Here is a 20,139-nt window from a genome sequence, read left to right as displayed (position 1 = left end):
GCACTAACCATTGATATCACGCGCCACCTGCTGCTCTGCACGTGGTGTTCTATCCTGACTCAAAAGCACCCCGAAAAAGATAATTCCAATCGCTATCCATTGAGTGAGAACCAAACGCTCGCCTAGCAGCAGCATAGAGAAAAACAAAGTAAATGCAGGGATTAGATTAATATAGCCTGCTGACGTAGAAGCTTTAATCCGAGTCAATGAGTAGTTATATAGCCCATACCCTCCAAGCGATACCACCAACCCTAGGTAGACAATACTACTAACAGCATTAAATGAAATATCGGTTGGCCAATCAGAGCTTAATGCCAGTGGTAAAAAGAATATGGTACCGACGAAGGTTTGAATCGCAGTTAAAACGAAAGCTGAGTAGCGTTGCACTAATTGCTTAATCAGTAACGTATACCCGACAGCAGTCACCATCGCGCCAAATTCCAATAGATTACCTAATACTGGATTGGGGGCTTGCTCGCTTTCGGTTCCGCTCAGCGTCATCCATACCACACCGAGAACAGCAATAATTAGCCCAACCCATTGACGCGGGGTATTACGTTCCTTTAAATGAAAGTAAGCGGCAACAGCCACCATTAAAGGCAACATGGAAGTGACCATACCGGCCTGACCTGCACTGGTAAAACGCATGGCTTGAGCTTCAAAAATAAAATAGAGACAAGGTTCAAGTAATGCCATACATGATAATAACTTCCAGTCTCCTGCTTGATAGTTTATTCCGTTACGAATCCACGGCCAAACCACCAAAAAAGCGAGTGAGCCAATCACCATACGAAAAAAGACCACGACCATAGGTGCAACTTCACCAATCGCGACTTTCAATGCAATAAAAGATGTAGCCCAAATAACGACAGCCGTCATTACCGCCAAATGAGCCTTTAACAACGATCGATCCATAGAGATCCCCAAAATATTTTTAACGTGGTAGAAATATACTTATTATCGACTCTGCATGATGAGCCTGATCACTATAACTTGTTCGCTGGTCTCATCATGATGGAGTATTCCGCTTGAGTAACGGGCTCTACGAAAACACTTATTTCTGAGTAACCTAACTGGCGGTAGAATTTTTTCGTTCTAGGGGTAAATGTCTCTAAGTAAGTGGGAACATCAAGCTGATCTGTTTGTGAAAGTACCGGCGCAATTAGGTTCGCTCCATACCCTCTTCCTTGATACGCAGGGAGAACACCGACAATAGATAAATACCAAGCTTTGGAACAAATCAGCGGCTCTGCTTGTTCCGACATAAAATCAACAATCTTGTTATATGTAGTTAGAGCGTTTTCTCCGAGCTCCGTTAATAAGAACGCCTTTTTTGATTTCGACCTTTGTAATTCAATGTCATCAGCAATAGGTCGACTCCATACAGACACTCCATAAGCATCACCTTCTGGAATCAGTAGCTCCCCATACTTTTGGCTTTCATCAATTGAATAGTCAAAATACTTCAGCATCTTCTGTCTAGCATTCTCGCGATCATCAATCGCACTTTCTATTGCAATATAAAATGGGTCGTCTTTCAGGGCTTCATACAGAGCGTGTGACATTTCCTGATATTTAAGTTGGTAATTCACTTTTAACCTTCCATTGTTCTTTGGTGTGTCGAGCCGAGTACTTCCCTTGGTTCAGCAATAGATGCCTTTAGGGGTCGCTTTGTCGGTCCTTGACAGCTAGTTAAAGGAGTGTAATCTCGATCTCAACATGAAGGTAGTGCATTTTCTTCAACCACCAACTGAAAAATATACATGACTTTTAATCAAAATATCGATTTGAACCTAATCAAGCTATTTGCCAGCCTTTATGAAACAAGTTCTGTTAAGGCAACGGCAGAGAGCTTAAATATTAGCCAGTCAGCATGTAGCCATGCGCTGCAACGACTCAGAGAGCGCTTGGGAGATGAGTTGTTTGTCCGTGTTGGCAACAGAATGCTACCGACACAGTATTCCGACCAGATAGCCAACGACTTGATAGCGGGATTAGAGTTGATCGGTAATGGGCTTGCCTCTTCACAAGTTTTTAATCCAAACGATAGCCATACTTTCCGCATTGCAACCACAGACTACACCGGGTGGTGCATGCGACCACTTGTTGTGAGTTTGGCGAACAAATACCCGAATATTAATATTGAGTTTGTGCGGTGGGATGAAAGGTCGCCTGAAGAAATGTTGAGCAGGAACAAGCTCGACCTAGTCTGCGGCTTTGTCCATCAAAAAGAGACCTCTGAAAGCCTCGATCATCATGTGTGGTTCAAGGACACTTACGTTTCTGTTCGCTGTAAAACCCACCCTTTAAAAGGCACTCTCGATCTTACTCATTTTCTTCAGTATAAACATGTCCTTATCAACCCTTGGGGTGAGACAAGAGGCATCATTGACCTAGCGCTATCGAGGTTGAGGAAGAAGAGACAAGTTGCCGTCAAAACCGCAAGTGTCATCACAGCACCTAGCTTTGTCCAAGGCACACCATATCTGTTAACTCTGCCAAGAAAATATGCTCTTGAAGTAAAGAAACAAATCCCACTGATTATCTCCCCACTACCATTGGAGGTTCCGGATTATTGCGTGCAGTTTTACTGGCACAAAACAAGGGGCAACGATCCTAAAATCAAATGGATTCGCCAACAACTTAATGAACTGAATGAAGACACGTCTATTGAAGTCTCAAACTCTGCTCTTGAAGATTAGAGGAATTAAAAACGGTAAAAGCCATTACCGAGATTAACTAAACTTCTTTGAGTTTCAATGTCTCATCAAGGCAACTTGATCTTGCCTAATAACATTAAAAAGCATCACTAAAACAATTCATTTATGAACCTTTTAGTTCATAATCAAACTAAAAAACACCGATGGCAAGTAAGAAAATGGCGATTGAATTGAATAAACAACTGATGGCGTTTGTCGATGTTGTGAAGTATGAAAGTTTTGTTGAAGCAGCTAAACACCGAGATATGTTGCCATCCTTACTGTCTAGAAACATTAAGGCATTGGAGGATAAACTGGGTGTCGTGTTACTAAAACGCACAACCCGGGCTCTTTCTCTTACTGAAGCCGGAGAAGAGATCTACCAACAAGCCCTTGTTCTTAAGGGGCTTGAAGAGAAAATGAATAGTTACGCGCAAAACTACAGCACAACAACAAAGGGCTTAGTCAGGCTAACTTGCGCTTCTCATTTGAGCCTAGATTATGTACTACCCAGCATTCGAGAAATACAATCTGAATATCCAGACATTAAGTTTGAAGTAGATTATGACGATAGACGTGTTGATATCATTAAAGAAGAGTTCGACATGGCCATTCGAGTTTGGGAACCTCAAGATAGCTCATTAATCGGTCAAAAACTTCGTTCATCGAATCTAGTGTTAGTCGCAAGCCCAGCGTTTATTGAAAAATATGGGATACCAGAAACCATTGAACAGCTTGGTGAATTACCTTCTGCTTGTTATGCACGACATGGTGTTGTGAGAGACAAAATACGCTTCTACGATGAAGATAAGATTCAAGAGGTTGATATGCAGCCAGCCTATAAAAGCAGCTCTCCTGAGTCTTTAATTCAAAGCGCCAAAGCCGGAATGTACTACACCATGGTTACCGATCATAATGCGACGCGAGAGTTACTCAGTGGAGAATTGATCCAATTGTTTCCTGAAACACACTTCCCGGACGAAGCTGCGATTTATGCCGTTTACCCAAATCGAGCACTGAGTTTTGGTGCACGTCTGTTTATCGAGAAAATCAAACGACAATTTGAATCACATTAATGGCTATCTGATACTCCTACTATTGCTTAAATAGTACATAGTGTAATCACTTTATGGCTATTTAAGTCTTCAATATGACGCCTTAACCTAGATCTCGTAATCTCATTTCGATATCGGAGGGCGCTATGCTTTTCTCTACATTTAAACTAGGTAACATCCAACTTTCAAACCGCATGGCTATGGCACCAATGACACGCTCTCGTGCAGGCCTTGACGGTTCTCTTAACGATCACATCGTTAAATACTACGAACAGCGTGCAACCGCTGGGCTTATCATCACCGAAGGTGCCCCGATTTCCGAAGTTGGTCGAGGCTACGCTTTCACACCTGGGATCTATAACCAACAGCAGATTGATGGCTGGAAGAAAGTGACTGACGCTGTTCATGCGAGAGGTGGCAAAATCTTCATTCAACTCTGGCACGTTGGCCGTGTGACTCACCCTAGTATTACCGGTGGCGAACAACCTGTCGCACCATCTGCAATTAAGGGTGTTAACAAAGGGTTTGGCCCCCTGCCTGAAGGCGGTTATGGGTTCGTTGAACAAGAAGTGCCTCGTGCCATGACAAAAGAGGATATTGTTCAAACACAAAACGACTTCGTTCAAGCTGCGAAAAACGCTGTTGAAGCCGGGTTTGATGGTGTAGAAATCCATTCGGCAAACACTTATCTTTTTGAGCAATTTATGCTTCAAAGTGCGAACAAACGCACTGATGAGTATGGTGGAAGCCAAGAAAACCGCGTGCGATTCTTGGTTGAAACAGTATCAGCGGTTGCCAAAGAAATAGGTGCGGACAAAGTAGGTTTCCGTCTTTCTCCTTATTTGGTCATTGATGATCCAGACGTGGATCCAGAAATGCCTTCACTTGCTCTAAAAGCTATCGAAGCGTTAGCACATCTAAACCTCGCTTACGTCCATTTCTCTGAAAATGTTGCCACTTGGCGGCCTGTGCCTTCCTCATTCCGTCGCCAAGTTCGCGAGATTTGGAATAATCCAATTATTGTCGCAGGGCGTCATACCAAAGAATCAGCACAAGACATGCTGGATCTTGGTTATGCCGATATCGTCGCTTTCGGTGAGTACTACATCTCCAACCCAGATCTCGTCTACCGCTTTAAAGAAAACCTACCGCTGAATGAAAATGATCGTTCGACATATTATGGCGGTGCAGGGAAAGGCATAACCGATTACCCAATCATCGATCCAGCAGTGAAAGACCTGTTTGTTGCCACTGAATAATTTCGTTAGCCGTTTAAGGTGGGCTGAGTCTCACCTTCATCCATCATAAGAATATAGTCTCGGAGAAAAACAATGGAGCATCAACAAACTGTACTCATCATTGGGGCAACTGGCGCGATGGGACGCCATGTTATTGCGAACATTCACGGTTGGAATATCAGAGCCTTAACCCGGAACACTAATAGTGCGATTGCGCAAGCTCTACGTGAGTCAGGTTCCCATATTGAGCTTTTTGAAGGTAATACAAGCAATGGAGCGGACATGCGTGCTGCCATGCAAGGTGTTGATGCTGTGTTCATTAATACCGATTTCTGGACTAATACTGATAACCCAGAAAATGAGCGTGCTCAGATGTTGCTTTTACTTAAGGTGGCTAAAGAGCTTAAGGTAGAACAAGTAATATTTAGCTCACTTGAAAATTGTATGTCTGATTCCACAGGGAATATCCCGGTGACACATTTCGACTCGAAAGCGATTGTAGAACAGGAAATTAATTGGCAACGCTCACTTGAGCACTTCAAGAACGAGCCCGATTTCTATTCAAACAATGTGATGGTGTTGCGTACGCTGCCGTATTTTGAAAATTTGATGTCATTCTTCCCGCCACAAAAAGACGACCAAACCGATGAACTTGTCTTCACGCTTCCAATTGGTGACAAACCATTTTCCATGGTAGCCCTGGATGACATCGGTTGGTTTACCAATCACATACTGAACAACTGGTCACAATACGCGGGTAAGACATTATCGATTGGTAGTGAGGCTGTCACTGGTATGCAGATAGCGCAGCAGTTTTCGGACGTAACAGGAATCAAAGCCCGTTATCAGCCGATTGATGACGAGGTGTTTCTGTCCGCAGGTGGCTTTGCTCATGATGCATTAAACCACTTTGTTTTCCATCGCGAAGTCGGTATGCCGCGTCAGTACGACGAATTGCGTGCAATACACCCTGGGTTGAGAACGTTTAGCTACTGGTTGAAAGAAACGGGCTGGTTAGGCGAAACACGTTTGGTGCAAAAGAAACTCGCTGAATAAACTATCAGGACCGCTCTCTGTATATAAAGCAGAGAGCAGTTCACTCTCAATTCAGAACTTGATTATCAAGGAGCGAAAAACATGAATACTGACGATGTAATAGCCAAAGAGCTTGAAGCCTTTGTCAAAGAATACTATCGAAAATTTGATAGTCGCGAACCACTTGAAGCATTTGAGTACGACTTTCATTGGAGCGACTTTCTAATCACGTCTTCGAGCGTTCGAATTACAACCAAAGAAGAGTACGCTTCGTTTTACGAAGAGGTTATCGCGTCATTCGTAGATAGCAGCCACCTAGTTTCAAATTTCAATATCACGCGTGAGAGTGATGAGCTGATAAACGCTACATGTAACGTTATCTTCACCGCTAAGCAAAGTTCTACACTTAGCCCTGTTGAGATATCGGGGCGCCTACAATTTAGCTTTGTGCCATCACCTAATAATGCTTTCTGGACAATAAGCCGTTACCTAATAGGTGCGTAGCGGCTCAATTCACAATAATTCCAACTCCCAATTTCAATTCCTTCTTTCGTCTTTCTGGAGTCAGAAGTTAAGTACTTTATTACCCTTTTTTATGAACAAAAAAGTACATAGTAAAAGAACATTTAGGGTATTTAAGTGCTTAAAGGTAAACCCTAGAATCTCAATTATTGATTTAGACCATTTTATTCTGTCGATGACGTTTGATACCGGCAGTGGTTGCAAGACAACAAGAATAGGATTCACTTATATGAAAAAGCACTTAAGTACATTAGCCAAACCATTCTTATTAAGCGTTTTAACAGCCGGGATCTCAATATCCAACTATACCAATGCGTCTGTGTTTCCGGAGAACGCTGAACTTAAACAATTGTATACCGGTGGTCAGTTCACAGAAGGTGTCACAGTCTCGCCTACGGGTGATGTTTACTTTGTCGATGTAAGGCCAACAAAACAGCCAGGTGACAAACTTGGTCGAACTCTTGTTTATCATCCAAAGACAAATAGCACATCCGTATTACTTGGCGTGAATGGTCAAGTCAATGGCATGAAGTTCAATCAAGATGGCAAACTTTTGATGGCATCTAGAGCCAACTACGGAACACGCAGTCTAGTCGAATTGGATTTAGAAAATAATGAATCGCGTTTACTTGCCGCTCGATATCAAAACAAACCCTTTAATGGTTTGAATGATTTAGCAATCGCGCCAAATGGCACCATCTTTGTAACCGACCCTAGGTATCTTGGATATGAAGACCGTGGGCAAGACTTTTTTGGTGTGTACGCCATTGACAAGTCCCTTGATATCTCTCTCGTCACCAAAGACGTACTAAAACCTAACGGTGTTGCAGTCTCTCCTGATGGTAAAACGCTTTATGTGGCAGAGCATTACATCAATAGCGATAACTTACTTGAACCAACTGAAGGCGTATCATTTGGGCCAATGCGTGTCTTAGCATTTGAACTGATTGGAAACTCTCTTTCAGGGAAACCCAAAGTTGTATTCGATTACGGCCAAGAAGATGGCCCAGATGGGATGGTGACGGACTCAGTAGGTAATCTGTATGTCGCTGCAAGAGCTGATTCAAATTTTGGTATTCATGTGTTCAATCCTGAAGGTGAAAAAGTCGATGAACTAACGACACCATATAAGCCAACCAATGTTGCATTCGGTAAGGGTGAAGATAGCCACAAGTTATATATCACAGCCGGAGGCGCGCTGTATGAGATCGACACTCTCAGCCAAGGCTGGAATTAAATTATTACACGTAAACAGGAGAAGACAAATGAGCTCAACAACACTCGGCCAAGAGTTTTTAACCAAATATGCAGAAGGTTTAAAGAGAGCCGATTCACAAGCGATGGCAGAACTTTTCCATTACGGGCTTGCTTACATTGTAAACGACGAAGCGCGAGAGGGTTCGGAAGGGCTTTGCAAACCGGAAACATGGGACTTTATCTTTAGTAAGATTGAATTTATCGACGCTGCTGCCAGTCATGTAATTGAGGTGCATCAAGGGCATATTTTCTATCATGAGTATTTGAAAGTACGCAGCAAAACCAGTGGTGAAGTGAAAGAAGGTCACTTTGGTGATGAAGCTGTGATTAACCATGAAGGCAAAATGTTGATGGTTAATCGTGTGGCCGACACTGCCTATTTTGAGTGGTTTGGTAAAGCTCTGGCTTAACTTCCTCACTGAAGCAGGGAGCCGTTCGTTCCCTGCATTTTTATAGTGGATAGTCGTCGTTTATTTTATTGATAATAACTAACGAGAACCTTACCAACGAGCTTCAGAAAAGTAATCTGATAAATGATCAATCAGTGCACGAACAGTTGGTGACATATACTTTCTGGAAGAATAGAGAACATAAATGGTTAATTCGTCAGGTTTCCAATCCGGCAAAACCTGCTGAAGCTGTCCATCTTTAATGTACTGATTCACGAGATAAAATGGTTGGATAGCTATGCCTGCACCATGCAATGCGGCTTGCAATAAGGCGGTTGCTTCATTTGCTGTCAAGTTACACTTAACTTCTACCGATTGTTGTGTGTTGTCTTTTGTTAAATGCCAAATATGTTGTTGAAAATTTTTATACCCAAGACAAGTATGACCGGTTAAATCGCTTGGTTTAGAAATAGCACTATTTCTATTCAAATATTCTGGCGAAGCGACCACTACTGACTCACATATCGATATCGGTTTACCTATCAAAGACGGATCCGGTGTCGAGGCGATCCGGACAGCAAGATCTATCTGACTTTCAGTTAGGTCGGTTACTGAATCATGTAAGTCGATATCGATGTTTACGTTGGGGTTCTCTACCATAAACTCTTGAATAGCAGGCACCAATTGAGAGTAACCAAATGACATGCTGGTTGCCAACCGAACTGTACCCGACAACTCACCACTGTTATCTGCAAACTCGCTTAGGCTTTCGGCTTGATCAAGCCACTGTTTAACCTCTTCCAAGCATGTTTGGCCCGCTGTTGTTAAAGATACTTTTCGAGTAGTTCGATGTAAAAGGCGCGTATTCAGCCAAGCTTCCATCGTCTCAATGTATCTCGTCACCATAGGGCGAGACATATCCAGCCTGTCTGCTGTAGCAGTAAAACTACCCGTCGCTGCAACATCAACAAACACCTTTGCAGCTGTTAGCCTATCCATATATTCGCTCGAATTAAGAAACAATAATGCTCAGTTTGGTGTGTTTTTCTGAGCACGTCAATTCCTTACTATCCTCTCCGTACCCAAACACATAGAAGGAGAACGGTATGAAAAATTTAACTCTAATGGCCGCATCTATCTTACTCGCCACTAATGCAACCGCAGCAGAAAACACGCCACTAACTCTTGATGTTTATAACGCTGACAAGAACAGCTTCCACGTAATCTCAACATTAGTAATCGGTGAAAGTGAAGTCATGGTTGTCGATACCGGCTTTACCAAAGCTGACGCTCTGCGTATTGCCGCAAAAGTTCTTGATAGTGGAAAAGAGCTGAAAACCATTTTTATCAGTCAGGCTGACCCAGACTACTATTTTGGTGCTGAGGTGCTACATGCGCTGTTTCCGAAAGCGCAAGTACTGAGTACGCCGAAAGTGATTGAGGTTATAGAGAAGAAATTGGCTGGCAAACTGGCGTTTTGGGGACCAAAAATGGGGAGCAATGCTCCAGTTGAACCGTACCTACCACAAGCTATCGAAGGTAATGTGTTGACCATTGACGGACACGAAATTGAGGTTCGTGGCACACAAGGTGAGTTGGCTCATCGTCCTTACTTGTGGATCCCTTCTAACAAAGCGGTTCTGGGCAACGTCGCCGTGTATGGCAATTTGCACCTTTGGATGGCTGACGCGCAATCGGATAGTAGCCAGAAAGCATGGGTTAAACAGTTGAAAGAACTGCAAGAGCTAAAACCAGATATTGTCATTCCAGGACACATGAAAGCTGGAACCAAGCTTGACGCAAGCACTATAAGCTATTCCCAGCAGTACCTTTCAGACTTCCAGAAAGCAAAAGGTAGCAGCAAGAATAGCACGGAAGTGATCGACCAAATGTCGGCAAGCTACCCCGATGCACAACTACCAATGGCGCTAAGTATTGGTGCTAAGGTCCATATGGGTGAAATGAAGTGGTAAACGCACACTAATTTTCGACCCAATGTGTGGTTGGCGTTACAGTTCTACTTCAGTGTTAACTGCCATTGCAGCTAACACTGAGATAAAACTTCCTTTCACCTCGGTTGTATTGGAGCAAAAAGGTTGTAACGTCCCCGTATAAAAAAGCGCAGTGTTGTAGGGAGTTCGGGAATGATTAACTTTATGGATTCCTAACCTCACTCACTACTCTGTTTTTTCCGCTCGCTTTTGCTTGATATAGACACTTGTCTGCCAACCTTAGGCTTTCTTCGACCGATAACCCTCGTCCATCCGTCAATACACCAAAGCTCGCGGTGATGTTAATTAGGTCATCTCCAACAAAGATAGGTGTTGACGCAATCGCCAGCCTCATTCGCTCGGAAACTGTAAGAGCGACACTCGTATTGGCAGCTTTCATTAACACTAGAAACTCTTCACCACCGAGACGAAAGACCTTATCTTCTTTACGACTATTCTCAATTAAAGCTTCAGCAACTTTCTCTAATGCGAGATCACCAACCGAATGGCCAAATTTGTCATTGAGATTCTTAAAGTCATCGATATCTATCAGGATATATGACAGTGGTTGGTTTCCATCATTTAATGCGATTTGCGCCTCGGCAATGTAGCCATTTAGAGGGCGTCGGTTTAAAAGACCAGTCAATGGATCAATATTCGCTTGTTCGCTCAACTTTTGATTGATGATCTTTAACTCTATCGTTCGCGCTTCAACTTGCGCCTCTAAATCGTGGTTAAGGTTTTGTAGCTCTAACTTAGCGTTAACTTCATTCGTCACATCATTTTGGACGGCGAAATAGTAGTCAACTTTGGAACCTTTGGTGATGGGAGTAATGGATAACTCGTTCCAGTAGGAGCGACCACTCTTATGGTAATTCTTAATTCGAGTTTTAATCGCCATGCCTTTTTGTAGAAACTCGCTGATCTCCTCCACTACTTCGGGATCTGTACCCTCTCCTTGAAGTATATTGCCGAGCTTATTGCCAGCCACTTCAATCAGACTGTAGCCTGTGATTCGTTCAAATGATTTGTTTACCCAAATAACATTCTTGTCATGATCAGCGACAACCATACCAACGGAGGTTTCTTTTAAAGCCGTCACTAAAAAGTTGTGTTCACTACTAACTCTTTGCTGCTCTGTGACATCTTCAAATACACCACAGATAAAACTATCTTTATTATCAGCCAGTTGGTAGAAACAACCACTCGATAATACCCAACGGACACCACCGTCTGGAGTAACAATTCGTAACGTGACAGCATGCCAAGATTTTTTCTTAGCAATGGCATCATTAACCAAACTTTTAATTATCGGTAGGTCGTCTTCATGATAAAAAGATAGAGCGCTGTCTAATGTTGGAGTGAAATTATCGGGTGATAATCCATGTATTTGATATATACCTTCCGACCACAACAGGCTGTTATTATTGATCGCGTATCGCCAGTAACCTAGCTTTAAATGCTTATCTACATCTAAAATAACGCTCTCATTAATCTCAGGTAACTTCTTAGTAACGCTATCAATCGTAAGTATCTCTGAGCTAAAAATGTAGAAGGTATTATTTGATAACTCTTTAGTGGTACTTCGAATCCTGAGTTTTATGTCCAAAAGAGGGAGTTTAACATCATGAGCTTCACCATCATTTAGCGTCGCAGACTCCTTCAATACTAGCCAATCCTGCGAGTCAACAAAATCATTCAAGCTTCGATTACTCGAATCTGCAACATTGATAGCCAAAAGATCAGCCATCTTTTCGCAAGAATAGACAGAGCGCCATTGTTGGTCATAAACCGCCACCAAGTAACCAAGTTGTTCTAAGAGAGAGCAGTCCAATCTATTGACTAATTTCGAGTTAAACATAGCCTGATTTTGTTAACGAAAAGTATCAATATAATTATAACTAATAGGCCGTGTCAAAATAAACTCGCCTTTCACCATCGCCTAATCTAATAAATAGATGGGATTATATAGAATTCATTTTATATAACATATCGTAAATACAGATAGTTAGAGTCAAACTTGACTAAATAACATACAACACAAAATAAATTACAGAATAGTGCTTTTATACTCTCAAATGAAACAGCTTGAATAATAATTAAGGTAGTATACTAGTGTTTGGTAAAGTCATGATGTAGCACGCCAAAAGTAATTAAGTAAGTAATTTGGGTATCAAAATATAACTATCTGCCGAATAAATCTTTTTCAAAGATATTCAGGAGACGGAATCATCCTATTGCTTATTGTGGTTGTTCAAACATTAAAAATAACCGAGTTACGCTAAGGTTGCTCTCTTTATTATCATACAGTTACAAAAAAGGGGCTCAGCGCCCCTTTAAACTAAACATTAGCTACTTGTGACCAATAACCACGGCCATTTCATCACCATCAACGAGTGGCGAGCCTTTTAGGTCACTGTATGCTCTTTTGATCTCTAAGCCGTGAGCATCGAGTTCTTTGTTTAGGTCTTCAAGTGTAAAGTGTTGAAGCCAATTGAGAACTGTCCACTCTTTGTCTTCTTGAGATATCACATATTTATCTAGCGTTACTTTTTCATTTTCGTATTTGAATGAAGACTGAATACACCAGTAATCGCGCTCACTCCAAAAACCGTGCATGGCGTTCTTTTCAAGACTCAAAGATTCGCCTTGTTCAGCAAACCTTGTGGCAGTGTAAACATCAAGTGCAATCGAGCCACTTTGAGCAAGCAGTGATTTAAATTTTGTGTATAGCTGTGAACGTTGTTGTGGGTTCAAAGCACACAAATCGCACATCACTAAAGTTATTAAATCGAACTTTCTTGAATCACTATATTCAAGGTAATTGCCATAATGGTACTCGATAGCTAGGTTGGCTTGCTCTGACTGCTCGATTGCATGGTTTAAGGAGTTCTTTGAGAAATCCAAGCCAACAACCGTACCAATACCTTTTGCTTTCAATCGATGCGTGTAAAGCCCTGGCCCACAACCGAAATCAATGACTTTTGAGGTTTCGTTTAGATCAAACTCTGAAGTCAACCATGTAACTGAATCATCAATAAAAGCGGCTGTTCTAGAAGCGAGGCTTAAGTCTGGGTTTAGATGAAAAGCCAGCATCTGCTTTGCTATGTGTTCATCAGTCCACAGAACGTCTGCGGTATATTCAGACCAAACAGCGGGTTTAGTGGTTGCGCTATCAATTTTTTTAAACATTTTTGTAATTCCGACAATGAATTAATTATCGTCCTCACAACAAACCGCATTATCTAAGAATGCGGAGAGGACGCGTTAAGAAAATAGTTGTTTCATTAAAAATCATTACAAGTGCCTCCTTAAAGAAAGGGAAAATCGGGCGAAGATTATGCCAAGTTCTAAACCCTGTCAATTCACTTAACCACCAGCTCAATAAAGTCGAGAACCACTAACTCGAACACCCTTTCATACCTATTTTGCACTCCAAACTATAAGAAATATTGACGCAATTTGTTACATATCGTCATCAGAGAACATTAATTTCGACTCACTTTTATTGATATTTACTATGTAAATAACTGAGTGAGAACAAATATCATTCACCTAATGACTGGTTACAATTACGTGCTAGTACGGACTACCTCTAAATGGTTAGAATTTAATCAATCAAGGAGGTGTGTATGAGACGATTCGAGAACATACTTTTTGCCACGCAAGGACTACCAGGGCATAGCGATGCACTGGGCCAAGCGATAAAAATCGCGGCTAACAATCGCGTTCCGGTTTCAGGTCTAATAGCCTGCCCGGACTTTCCTACCGATCTGATTCAATACCAACAAAGCTACGAACAGTCTTTGCATGATTCGCTGCAGCAGAGTGTCAAAGCATTACGTGAACAATTCGAAATCTCTGAAGAACAGGTGCCCTTTCCACTGCGAGTACACAGCAGTGAACAACCGGCAGTTTGTATCATTCAAGAAGCGTTAACCCATCACAATGACCTGATCATCAAAGAAGCGGAACCACTCAGTGAAGGGGCTGAAGGTTTTAAAGCGATAGACATGACGCTATTGCGTAAGTGCCCTTGCCCAGTATGGCTTCACCGCCCTATTTCTAAACCTAGAGATAAACGACGCATTGCCGTGGCTGTAGACCCAATGACCACGAGCCCCGAACAACAAGCGCTTTCACGTCGTTTATTGGAGCTGTCACGCTCGATTGCAGACACCTGCGACAGCCGATTACACATTATCTCTTGCTGGGAACACTACTTAGAGAACTATCTCGACGGCAATGTCTGGATTCAAGTTGAAGAAACACAACTAGCAAGTGAAGTATCCCTTGCAAAGACCAAACACATACAGGCATTGCAACGCTTAATCGAAGAGTCAGGAATTTCTGGTGAAACTGTAATTCATCACCTGCACGGTAAACCAGACGACAAGATTCCAGAGTGTGTTGATGAGATCGAAATTGATGTTCTGGTCATGGGTACCTTAGCTAGAACCGGTATTTCTGGTTTTGTAATCGGTAACACTGCCGAGAACGTTCTCCAATCCATCAATTGCTCTTTAGTGGCGTTAAAGCCAGAGGGTTTTGTATCCCCAATCAAGTAAATATCCGTCCACAAACATTATGAGGAGAAGCACCAAGACAAACAGCGCTACCTAAAACTGACAACTTCCAATGGAGGATGGTATGAAAAAACTGTGTCCGAATTGCCGAACTGAAATGATTGAACGCTCAAACATTCATGTATGCCCAAGAAATGAAATCGGAGATTGCTCATATGACACTCTGAGTCTTACTCATGAAATGCCTGCGTACCAACTAAACGACGTGAATGCCTGTAGCGACGTGCACTCTTACGTCTCGCAAGATAGTAAGTAATTTGAACCATTAACCTTATCAGTTTGTATCGAAATGGATGGCGATATTGAATAGTGTATTAGGAAATAATCAAACACAGGGCTCAAAAGATCGTTCGATGATTCTAGCGATCTTCCCTGTGCTGCCGATGGTCATTCTCTTCTCACTCATTAGTTGGTATGACCCGGGAGGCGTAAGTTGGCAAGCGGCTTGGGTTCCGGGTTTAGATGTTAACCTGAGCTTCAAGTTGGATGGTTTGTCTTTCCTATTTGCATGTTTGATCAGCGGCATCGGTGCGCTTATCCAGATTTACGCACTGGCTTACCTCAAGGGGCATTCGTCTCGATTCTCTTTCCACCTGTATTTAACACTGTTCATGTTAGCCATGCTCGGAGTTGTCACGAGCGACAATATCCTGCTCCTTTTTGTGTTTTGGGAACTCACCACCATCACATCGTATCTTTTGATTGGCTTTAATCATGAGAAAGACAAATCCCGCAAGAACGCATTGCAATCTCTCATTGTCACTGGCGCTGGTGGCTTAGCGTTATTAGCAGGTCTGATACTGCTGGGTGAAATGGCTGGCAGCTATGAGATAAGTACCATCGTCGCGCAAAGTGAGCTGATTGCACAACATGAATGGTTTTTGCCTTCGTTGATTCTGATCTTACTCGGTGCGTTTACTAAATCGGCGCAGTTTCCATTCCACTTCTGGTTACCCAATGCCATGGCAGCGCCAACGCCAGTGAGTGCCTATCTTCATTCTGCCACCATGGTGAAGGCCGGGGTGTACTTGCTTGCCCGTGTATCACCTATCTATTCACACAGCGAGATTTGGTTTTACACGCTCGGTATTTTTGGCGGTTTTACCGCGATATGGTGCGCGCTGCTGGCCCTAAAGCAAACCGATCTGAAGCTAATGCTGGCATACAGCACCAACGTCGCCTTGGGTAAATTGGTGCTATTGATAGGCATGGGGACTGAGCTAGCGATGATGGCCGCGCTGTTGTTTATCTTGGCGCACTCGTTCTACAAAGCAGCGCTGTTTATGGTGGTGGGTAATATCGATAAAGCGACAGGAACGCGTGATATTCGCATGCTTCATGGTTTGAAAGCAGTACTAATACTCAGTGTCACAGCCGCAATCCTTGCTGCCTTGTCTAAATCAGGTGTACCACCGCTACTCGGCTTCTTAAGTAAAGAGTACATGTACAAATCCGGTCTGGAAGTGAGTATCACCCTAACTACGATATTCCTTTTGGTTAACGTCACTATGGTTGCTTTGGCGCTGGCACTGATCGTTAAACCTTTCTTCGCGACGTATGAAGGTAACCCAACACCAGCCGAGAAAGTGGAAGCCAATAAAGGGTTATGGATGCCACCAATGCTGCTTGCCATAGCCAGTGTGCTTGCGCCGTTATTTGGCTTAGGGTGGATCAACAACAATGTGGTTGTTCCGGGTGTTTTGTCGAGCTTACCCGACTCCGCACCAGAGGCAGCCAAGCTGTGGCAGGGCGTGAATCTGCCGTTGGCGCTTAGCGCATTAACCTTGTTACTCGGCTTTGTTTTGTATCGAGTCTACCCACGGTTGTTGGTGGGATGGCAACGAAAGATGCCCGTGTTGCCAACAGCAGAATCCGTTTTCGACAAAATCATGGCAGGCATGATGCGTTTGGCGAAATGGCAAACGCAGTTATTGCAGCAAAAGCGCTTAAGCCATTATGTGTTGTTGTTCTTTATCGTGTTGGCTGGATTGCTGTTGATTAGCCCGTTAGTGATCCCACAAGCTCGCTTTGCTGCATTAGCAGACATTAGTTTCTACGAAATCAGCGTTGCACTGCTGCTCATTGGGGCTGCCTTAGTCTGCATCTTTACCACGTCTCGTTTGCTGGCGGTCTCTGCCCTTGGTGTGGTGGGTTTTATGACCACCTTAGTCTTTATGCTTTACAGCGCACCAGATGTCGCGAAAACCTTATTGTTGGTGGAAACCTTGATGGTTGTATTTGTGGTGCTCTTGATACGCCACATCCCAGGTTTATTGACGGTGCCGCAACATTCTGTTCGTCGAAGATTACTGCATGGGGCGATAGCGGGTGTGATTGGTATGTCGGTGACTGCGTTGTTGATAAACATCACCGCACAACCTTTAGATTCTACTTTGGCTGATTTCTTCGCAGAGAATAGCGTTCCCGGTGGGCATGGACGCAACATCGTCAACGTGATTTTGGTCGATTTCCGAGCCTTCGATACGTTAGGCGAGGTGATTGTGGTCGTGATGGCGGGTATCGCCGCGGTTAGCTTGTTGAAAACGCACTATCACAAACGCAACCGCATCCGTTCCCTTATCTTTGCGACTACCGCACACATCGTTGCAGCACTGATGTTGGTGTTCTCACTTTATCTTTTATTACGAGGTCACAACGAGCCGGGTGGCGGTTTTATTGGCGCGCTGATCGCTGTGATTGGTTTTGCGCTACTGATGTTTGCGGAATCGCCAAAGTATGTGCGTGACCGCTTATATTACGCACCATTTAGCATTGCTCTGTTTGGCATCTTCTTAAGCTTTGTGGCTGGCCTAATGAGCTTTGCCTTCAATTTGCCGTTCTTAACGGGTTTGTGGTGGAAAGACATTCTGCCACTTGGCACACCGCTAATATTCGATGTCGGCATCTACCTCGCCATTATTGGTGGTGTCATGGGGATGTTGCTGCGTGTGAATGAGGAGTTGGACTGATGGAAATACTATGGAGTCTCGTGGTCGGTGTGTTTGTCACTGCTGGTGTCTATCTCATGCTTGAACGACACATCTTGCGCTTGCTATTCGGTTTGATCTTGTTGAGCAGTGCGGTGAACATCGCGATTTTCACTGCCGGACGTTTAACTCCTGGACTACCGCCATTGATTGAGGCGAATTCAGTGTTGCCACCAGAAGGTGCGGCAAACCCGCTTCCTCAAGCCTTAATTCTGACTGCCATTGTGATTGGCTTTGGCTTGTTGGTGTTCGCATTAATGCTGTTTTACCGCGCATATTCCGAAGCGGGCTCGGCAGATGTGGATGAGATGCGACGTTCTGAGGAGGATGAATGACAACGATTTGGTTGACGTTACCCGTAGTTGTTTCACTTCTTACCGCAGTCGCCATCTTCTGCGCGAAGCGTAACAAAGCGCTGGTGGATGCGATAAGTGGCACAAGTGCATTGGCAACCTTGGTGATTGCAGCATTGTTGACGCACGATGTCATCAACGGCGGTCCACAAGCAGTGGCATTCGGTCAATGGGCGGCGCCATTTGGCATTGTTTTTGTGGCGGATTATCTTGCCGTTGCTATGGTGATGGTGACGGCCATTATTGGTGTAGTGAGCGTGTTCTACGCCATGGGCGATCTGCAAGAAAAGGCGCCTTACGGCACGTTTCATGCGCTAATGCATGTCTTGTTGGCCGGCGTGTATGGCGCGTTTCTTACTGGCGACATTTTCAACCTCTACGTGTGGTTCGAGGTGATGTTGATAGCATCGTTTGGCTTGATGATCTTAGATGGATCAAAGCAACAAGTGGATGGAGCAGTGAAGTACGTGATGCTCAATCTGATTTCGACCTTGGTCTTCTTGCTCGCGATTGGCTTACTCTACGGTGCAACAGGGACTTTGAACCTCGCGGATTTACACGCCAAAGCCGCACTGATTCCGTCAGACACCAAAACCTTGCTCGCGGTACTGTTCCTATTCGCGTTTGCAATTAAAGCGGCATTGTTTCCCGTTTTTGCTTGGCTACCTGCTTCTTACCATACGTTGCCGAGCGCGGTTGTCGCACTGTTTGCAGCGTTGCTGACCAAGGTTGGGGTGTACGCATTAATCCGTGTGTTCACCTTGATTTTCCCGCTATCAGAAAGCGGTTGGCAGCCGACTTTGATGTGGGTGGCAGGGCTTACGATGTTAACTGGCGTATTGGGGGCAGCGAGCCAGTACGACATTAAAAAGATTCTCTCTTTCCATATCATCAGCCAGATTGGTTACATGATCATGGGATTGGCGGTCTACACGCCGCTTGCCATTGCGGGCGCGATTTTCTATATCGTGCACCACATCATAGTGAAAGCAAATTTATTCCTGATTGGCGGCTTTATCGAGCGTAAATATGGCTCGGGTAATCTGGGGCAATTAGGCGGCGTCTACAAAGCCATGCCTTGGCTCGCATTCTTGTTTCTCATTCCTGCCTTCTCTTTAGCGGGGTTTCCACCTTTGTCGGGCTTCTGGGGCAAGTTCCTTGTCATCAAATCTAGCTTGCAAACCGAGTTGTATTGGCTTGCTGGAGCCGCGCTGTTAGTGGGTCTGTTAACGGTGTTCTCGATGACCAAGATCTGGAACGAGGTGTTTTGGAAAAAGCCTCAGCAAACGCTAAAAGCTCAGCCAATAAACAAGTACACAAAAGGATTGTATTGCGCGCCAATAGCCACGTTGACCACGTTAAGTCTGATTATTGGTTTGGCCGCTGAGCCTTTTTACCAATTTGCAGAACTCGCCGCAGAGCAGTTGATTGAACCTCAAGCTTACGTAAAAGCAGTTCTTGGAGAGAGTGCAATAACTGACAGCGAAATAGCTGAACGCGTGGCATTGAATGCATCGGGAGGGAGCCAATGATTTATCTGTTTTTGAATTTGTTTCTCGCTCTGGCTTGGATGTTGCTGAACGGCAACTATACAGGCACGAACTTCATTCTTGGTTTTGTTGTTGGCTTTTTGGCATTGCGACTCAGTCAACCGTTTGGGTTGAAAACCAGTTACTTCCGACGTTTCCGCGCTTTGGTCGGCCTGTTTCTTTTCTTCTGTTACGAGATGGTGATATCGGTTGCCAGAGTCGTCTGGGATGTGGTCACGCCAACCCATTTGAGTGACCCTGATATTGTTTATGTGCCGCTAGATGTCGAGTCAGATTTAGAAATCTCCTTGCTCGCCAACATGGTTTCACTTACTCCGGGGAGCTTGAGCTTAGATGTCACGCCAGATAAGAAGCACATGGTTGTGCACGCAATGTTTGCACCCGAGCACGAAAAGGTTATTCGAGAGATCAAAGACGGTTTAGAAAAACGGATTTTGGAGGTGACGCGTGGCTGATGGATTACAGGTAGGTAGTTGG

19 protein-coding genes are annotated in these 20,139 nt (G+C 43.9%); 14 read left to right on the top strand and 5 right to left on the bottom strand.

Annotated features, from left to right (window positions below; genetic code table 11):
- Nucleotides 1-3: 3 nt before the first annotated feature.
- Both FIV04_RS23385 and FIV04_RS23380 read right to left on the bottom strand, forming a co-directional pair.
- Nucleotides 4-915, bottom strand: coding sequence for a DMT family transporter (locus FIV04_RS23385; protein WP_152470826.1), 912 nt, complete (start codon nt 913-915; stop codon nt 4-6).
- 71 nt (nt 916-986) lie between these two features.
- Entirely contained in the window at nt 987-1,592 is a 606-nt protein-coding gene (locus tag FIV04_RS23380) for an N-acetyltransferase (RefSeq protein ID WP_152470825.1), read from the bottom strand.
- 171 nt (nt 1,593-1,763) lie between these two features.
- On the opposite strand from FIV04_RS23380, the gene FIV04_RS23375 reads away from it, so the two are divergent.
- The 7 genes from FIV04_RS23375 to FIV04_RS23345 all read left to right on the top strand — a co-directional run bounded on the left by FIV04_RS23375 (nt 1,764) and on the right by FIV04_RS23345 (nt 8,216).
- The gene (locus tag FIV04_RS23375; RefSeq protein ID WP_152470824.1) at nt 1,764-2,702 is read left to right on the top strand and encodes a LysR family transcriptional regulator; all 939 of its coding nucleotides are present in this window, start codon (nt 1,764-1,766) and stop codon (nt 2,700-2,702) included.
- Nucleotides 2,703-2,863: 161 nt separating this feature from the next.
- Nucleotides 2,864-3,775, top strand: a complete 912-nt coding sequence (locus FIV04_RS23370) for a LysR family transcriptional regulator (protein WP_152470823.1) — start codon at nt 2,864-2,866, stop codon at nt 3,773-3,775.
- Nucleotides 3,776-3,900: 125 nt separating this feature from the next.
- Nucleotides 3,901-5,013 carry an alkene reductase gene (locus tag FIV04_RS23365; protein ID WP_152470822.1) on the top strand — a complete coding sequence of 371 codons (1,113 nt, stop codon included), beginning with the start codon at nt 3,901-3,903 and terminating at the stop codon, nt 5,011-5,013.
- Between the two features lie 72 nt (nt 5,014-5,085).
- Nucleotides 5,086-6,048 carry an NmrA/HSCARG family protein gene (locus FIV04_RS23360; RefSeq protein WP_152470821.1) on the top strand — a complete coding sequence of 321 codons (963 nt, stop codon included), beginning with the start codon at nt 5,086-5,088 and terminating at the stop codon, nt 6,046-6,048.
- 81 nt (nt 6,049-6,129) lie between these two features.
- Entirely contained in the window at nt 6,130-6,531 is a 402-nt protein-coding gene (locus FIV04_RS23355; protein ID WP_152470820.1) for a nuclear transport factor 2 family protein, read from the top strand.
- Nucleotides 6,532-6,778: 247 nt separating this feature from the next.
- Nucleotides 6,779-7,786, top strand: coding sequence for an SMP-30/gluconolactonase/LRE family protein (locus tag FIV04_RS23350; RefSeq protein ID WP_172974317.1), 1,008 nt, complete (start codon nt 6,779-6,781; stop codon nt 7,784-7,786).
- 28 nt (nt 7,787-7,814) lie between these two features.
- Complete coding sequence (locus FIV04_RS23345; RefSeq protein ID WP_152470818.1) at nt 7,815-8,216, top strand: hypothetical protein; 402 nt, start codon at nt 7,815-7,817, stop codon at nt 8,214-8,216.
- A gap of 90 nt (nt 8,217-8,306) precedes the next feature.
- Here the strand turns inward: FIV04_RS23345 and FIV04_RS23340 are convergent, their stop codons facing one another.
- Nucleotides 8,307-9,194 (bottom strand): LysR family transcriptional regulator, encoded by an 888-nt coding sequence (locus FIV04_RS23340; protein ID WP_152470817.1) that lies wholly within the window; start codon nt 9,192-9,194, stop codon nt 8,307-8,309.
- A gap of 107 nt (nt 9,195-9,301) precedes the next feature.
- On the opposite strand from FIV04_RS23340, the gene FIV04_RS23335 reads away from it, so the two are divergent.
- On the top strand, nt 9,302-10,168 hold the full coding sequence (locus FIV04_RS23335) for an MBL fold metallo-hydrolase (protein ID WP_152470816.1): 867 nt from the start codon (nt 9,302-9,304) through the stop codon (nt 10,166-10,168).
- Between the two features lie 181 nt (nt 10,169-10,349).
- Here the strand turns inward: FIV04_RS23335 and FIV04_RS23325 are convergent, their stop codons facing one another.
- Together FIV04_RS23325 and FIV04_RS23320 are read right to left on the bottom strand one after the other, a co-directional pair.
- On the bottom strand, nt 10,350-12,047 hold the full coding sequence (locus FIV04_RS23325) for a sensor domain-containing diguanylate cyclase (RefSeq protein WP_152470815.1): 1,698 nt from the start codon (nt 12,045-12,047) through the stop codon (nt 10,350-10,352).
- Between the two features lie 491 nt (nt 12,048-12,538).
- The gene (locus FIV04_RS23320; RefSeq protein ID WP_152470814.1) at nt 12,539-13,378 is read right to left on the bottom strand and encodes a class I SAM-dependent methyltransferase; all 840 of its coding nucleotides are present in this window, start codon (nt 13,376-13,378) and stop codon (nt 12,539-12,541) included.
- Nucleotides 13,379-13,818: 440 nt separating this feature from the next.
- Here FIV04_RS23320 and FIV04_RS23315 point away from each other — a divergent pair, with 440 nt between their 5' ends.
- The 6 genes from FIV04_RS23315 (at nt 13,819) to FIV04_RS23290 (ending at nt 20,117) form a co-directional block, all read left to right on the top strand.
- Complete coding sequence (locus tag FIV04_RS23315; protein ID WP_152470813.1) at nt 13,819-14,754, top strand: universal stress protein; 936 nt, start codon at nt 13,819-13,821, stop codon at nt 14,752-14,754.
- An 82-nt stretch (nt 14,755-14,836) separates the two neighbouring features.
- Entirely contained in the window at nt 14,837-15,028 is a 192-nt protein-coding gene (locus FIV04_RS23310) for a hypothetical protein (RefSeq protein ID WP_152470812.1), read from the top strand.
- A gap of 97 nt (nt 15,029-15,125) precedes the next feature.
- Complete coding sequence (gene mbhE / locus FIV04_RS23305) at nt 15,126-17,741, top strand: hydrogen gas-evolving membrane-bound hydrogenase subunit E (protein ID WP_152471132.1); 2,616 nt, start codon at nt 15,126-15,128, stop codon at nt 17,739-17,741.
- Nucleotides 17,741-18,094, top strand: a complete 354-nt coding sequence (locus FIV04_RS23300; protein ID WP_152470811.1) for a Na+/H+ antiporter subunit C — start codon at nt 17,741-17,743, stop codon at nt 18,092-18,094. Before mbhE ends, FIV04_RS23300 begins: the two co-directional genes overlap by 1 nt.
- Entirely contained in the window at nt 18,091-19,644 is a 1,554-nt protein-coding gene (locus FIV04_RS23295; protein ID WP_152470810.1) for a proton-conducting transporter membrane subunit, read from the top strand. The genes FIV04_RS23300 and FIV04_RS23295 overlap by 4 nt, the downstream gene beginning before the upstream one ends.
- Nucleotides 19,641-20,117 (top strand): Na+/H+ antiporter subunit E, encoded by a 477-nt coding sequence (locus FIV04_RS23290; protein ID WP_038896553.1) that lies wholly within the window; start codon nt 19,641-19,643, stop codon nt 20,115-20,117. The genes FIV04_RS23295 and FIV04_RS23290 overlap by 4 nt, the downstream gene beginning before the upstream one ends.
- The last annotated feature ends 22 nt before the right edge of the window (nt 20,118-20,139 follow it).

It is taken from the genome of Vibrio sp. THAF190c, assembly GCF_009363355.1.
Classification (GTDB): Bacteria; Pseudomonadota; Gammaproteobacteria; order Enterobacterales; family Vibrionaceae; genus Vibrio; species Vibrio fortis_A.
Note: the sequence above shows the minus strand (reverse complement) of the source record. Positions and strands in the feature narration are given on the sequence as shown.

Excerpts from the sequence above, each read along its gene's own strand:
- FIV04_RS23385 (WP_152470826.1), bottom strand. The coding sequence starts at position 915 with ATGGATCGATCGTTGTTAAAGGCTCATTTGGCGGTAATGACGGCTGTC.
- FIV04_RS23375 (WP_152470824.1), top strand. The coding sequence starts at position 1,764 with ATGACTTTTAATCAAAATATCGATTTGAACCTAATCAAGCTATTTGCC.
- FIV04_RS23370 (WP_152470823.1), top strand. The coding sequence starts at position 2,864 with ATGGCAAGTAAGAAAATGGCGATTGAATTGAATAAACAACTGATGGCG.
- FIV04_RS23365 (WP_152470822.1), top strand. The coding sequence starts at position 3,901 with ATGCTTTTCTCTACATTTAAACTAGGTAACATCCAACTTTCAAACCGC.
- FIV04_RS23360 (WP_152470821.1), top strand. The coding sequence starts at position 5,086 with ATGGAGCATCAACAAACTGTACTCATCATTGGGGCAACTGGCGCGATG.
- FIV04_RS23355 (WP_152470820.1), top strand. The coding sequence starts at position 6,130 with ATGAATACTGACGATGTAATAGCCAAAGAGCTTGAAGCCTTTGTCAAA.
- FIV04_RS23350 (WP_172974317.1), top strand. The coding sequence starts at position 6,779 with ATGAAAAAGCACTTAAGTACATTAGCCAAACCATTCTTATTAAGCGTT.
- FIV04_RS23345 (WP_152470818.1), top strand. The coding sequence starts at position 7,815 with ATGAGCTCAACAACACTCGGCCAAGAGTTTTTAACCAAATATGCAGAA.
- FIV04_RS23340 (WP_152470817.1), bottom strand. The coding sequence starts at position 9,194 with ATGGATAGGCTAACAGCTGCAAAGGTGTTTGTTGATGTTGCAGCGACG.
- FIV04_RS23335 (WP_152470816.1), top strand. The coding sequence starts at position 9,302 with ATGAAAAATTTAACTCTAATGGCCGCATCTATCTTACTCGCCACTAAT.
- FIV04_RS23325 (WP_152470815.1), bottom strand. The coding sequence starts at position 12,047 with ATGTTTAACTCGAAATTAGTCAATAGATTGGACTGCTCTCTCTTAGAA.
- FIV04_RS23320 (WP_152470814.1), bottom strand. The coding sequence starts at position 13,378 with ATGTTTAAAAAAATTGATAGCGCAACCACTAAACCCGCTGTTTGGTCT.
- FIV04_RS23315 (WP_152470813.1), top strand. The coding sequence starts at position 13,819 with ATGAGACGATTCGAGAACATACTTTTTGCCACGCAAGGACTACCAGGG.
- FIV04_RS23310 (WP_152470812.1), top strand. The coding sequence starts at position 14,837 with ATGAAAAAACTGTGTCCGAATTGCCGAACTGAAATGATTGAACGCTCA.
- mbhE (WP_152471132.1), top strand. The coding sequence starts at position 15,126 with ATGATTCTAGCGATCTTCCCTGTGCTGCCGATGGTCATTCTCTTCTCA.
- FIV04_RS23300 (WP_152470811.1), top strand. The coding sequence starts at position 17,741 with ATGGAAATACTATGGAGTCTCGTGGTCGGTGTGTTTGTCACTGCTGGT.
- FIV04_RS23295 (WP_152470810.1), top strand. The coding sequence starts at position 18,091 with ATGACAACGATTTGGTTGACGTTACCCGTAGTTGTTTCACTTCTTACC.
- FIV04_RS23290 (WP_038896553.1), top strand. The coding sequence starts at position 19,641 with ATGATTTATCTGTTTTTGAATTTGTTTCTCGCTCTGGCTTGGATGTTG.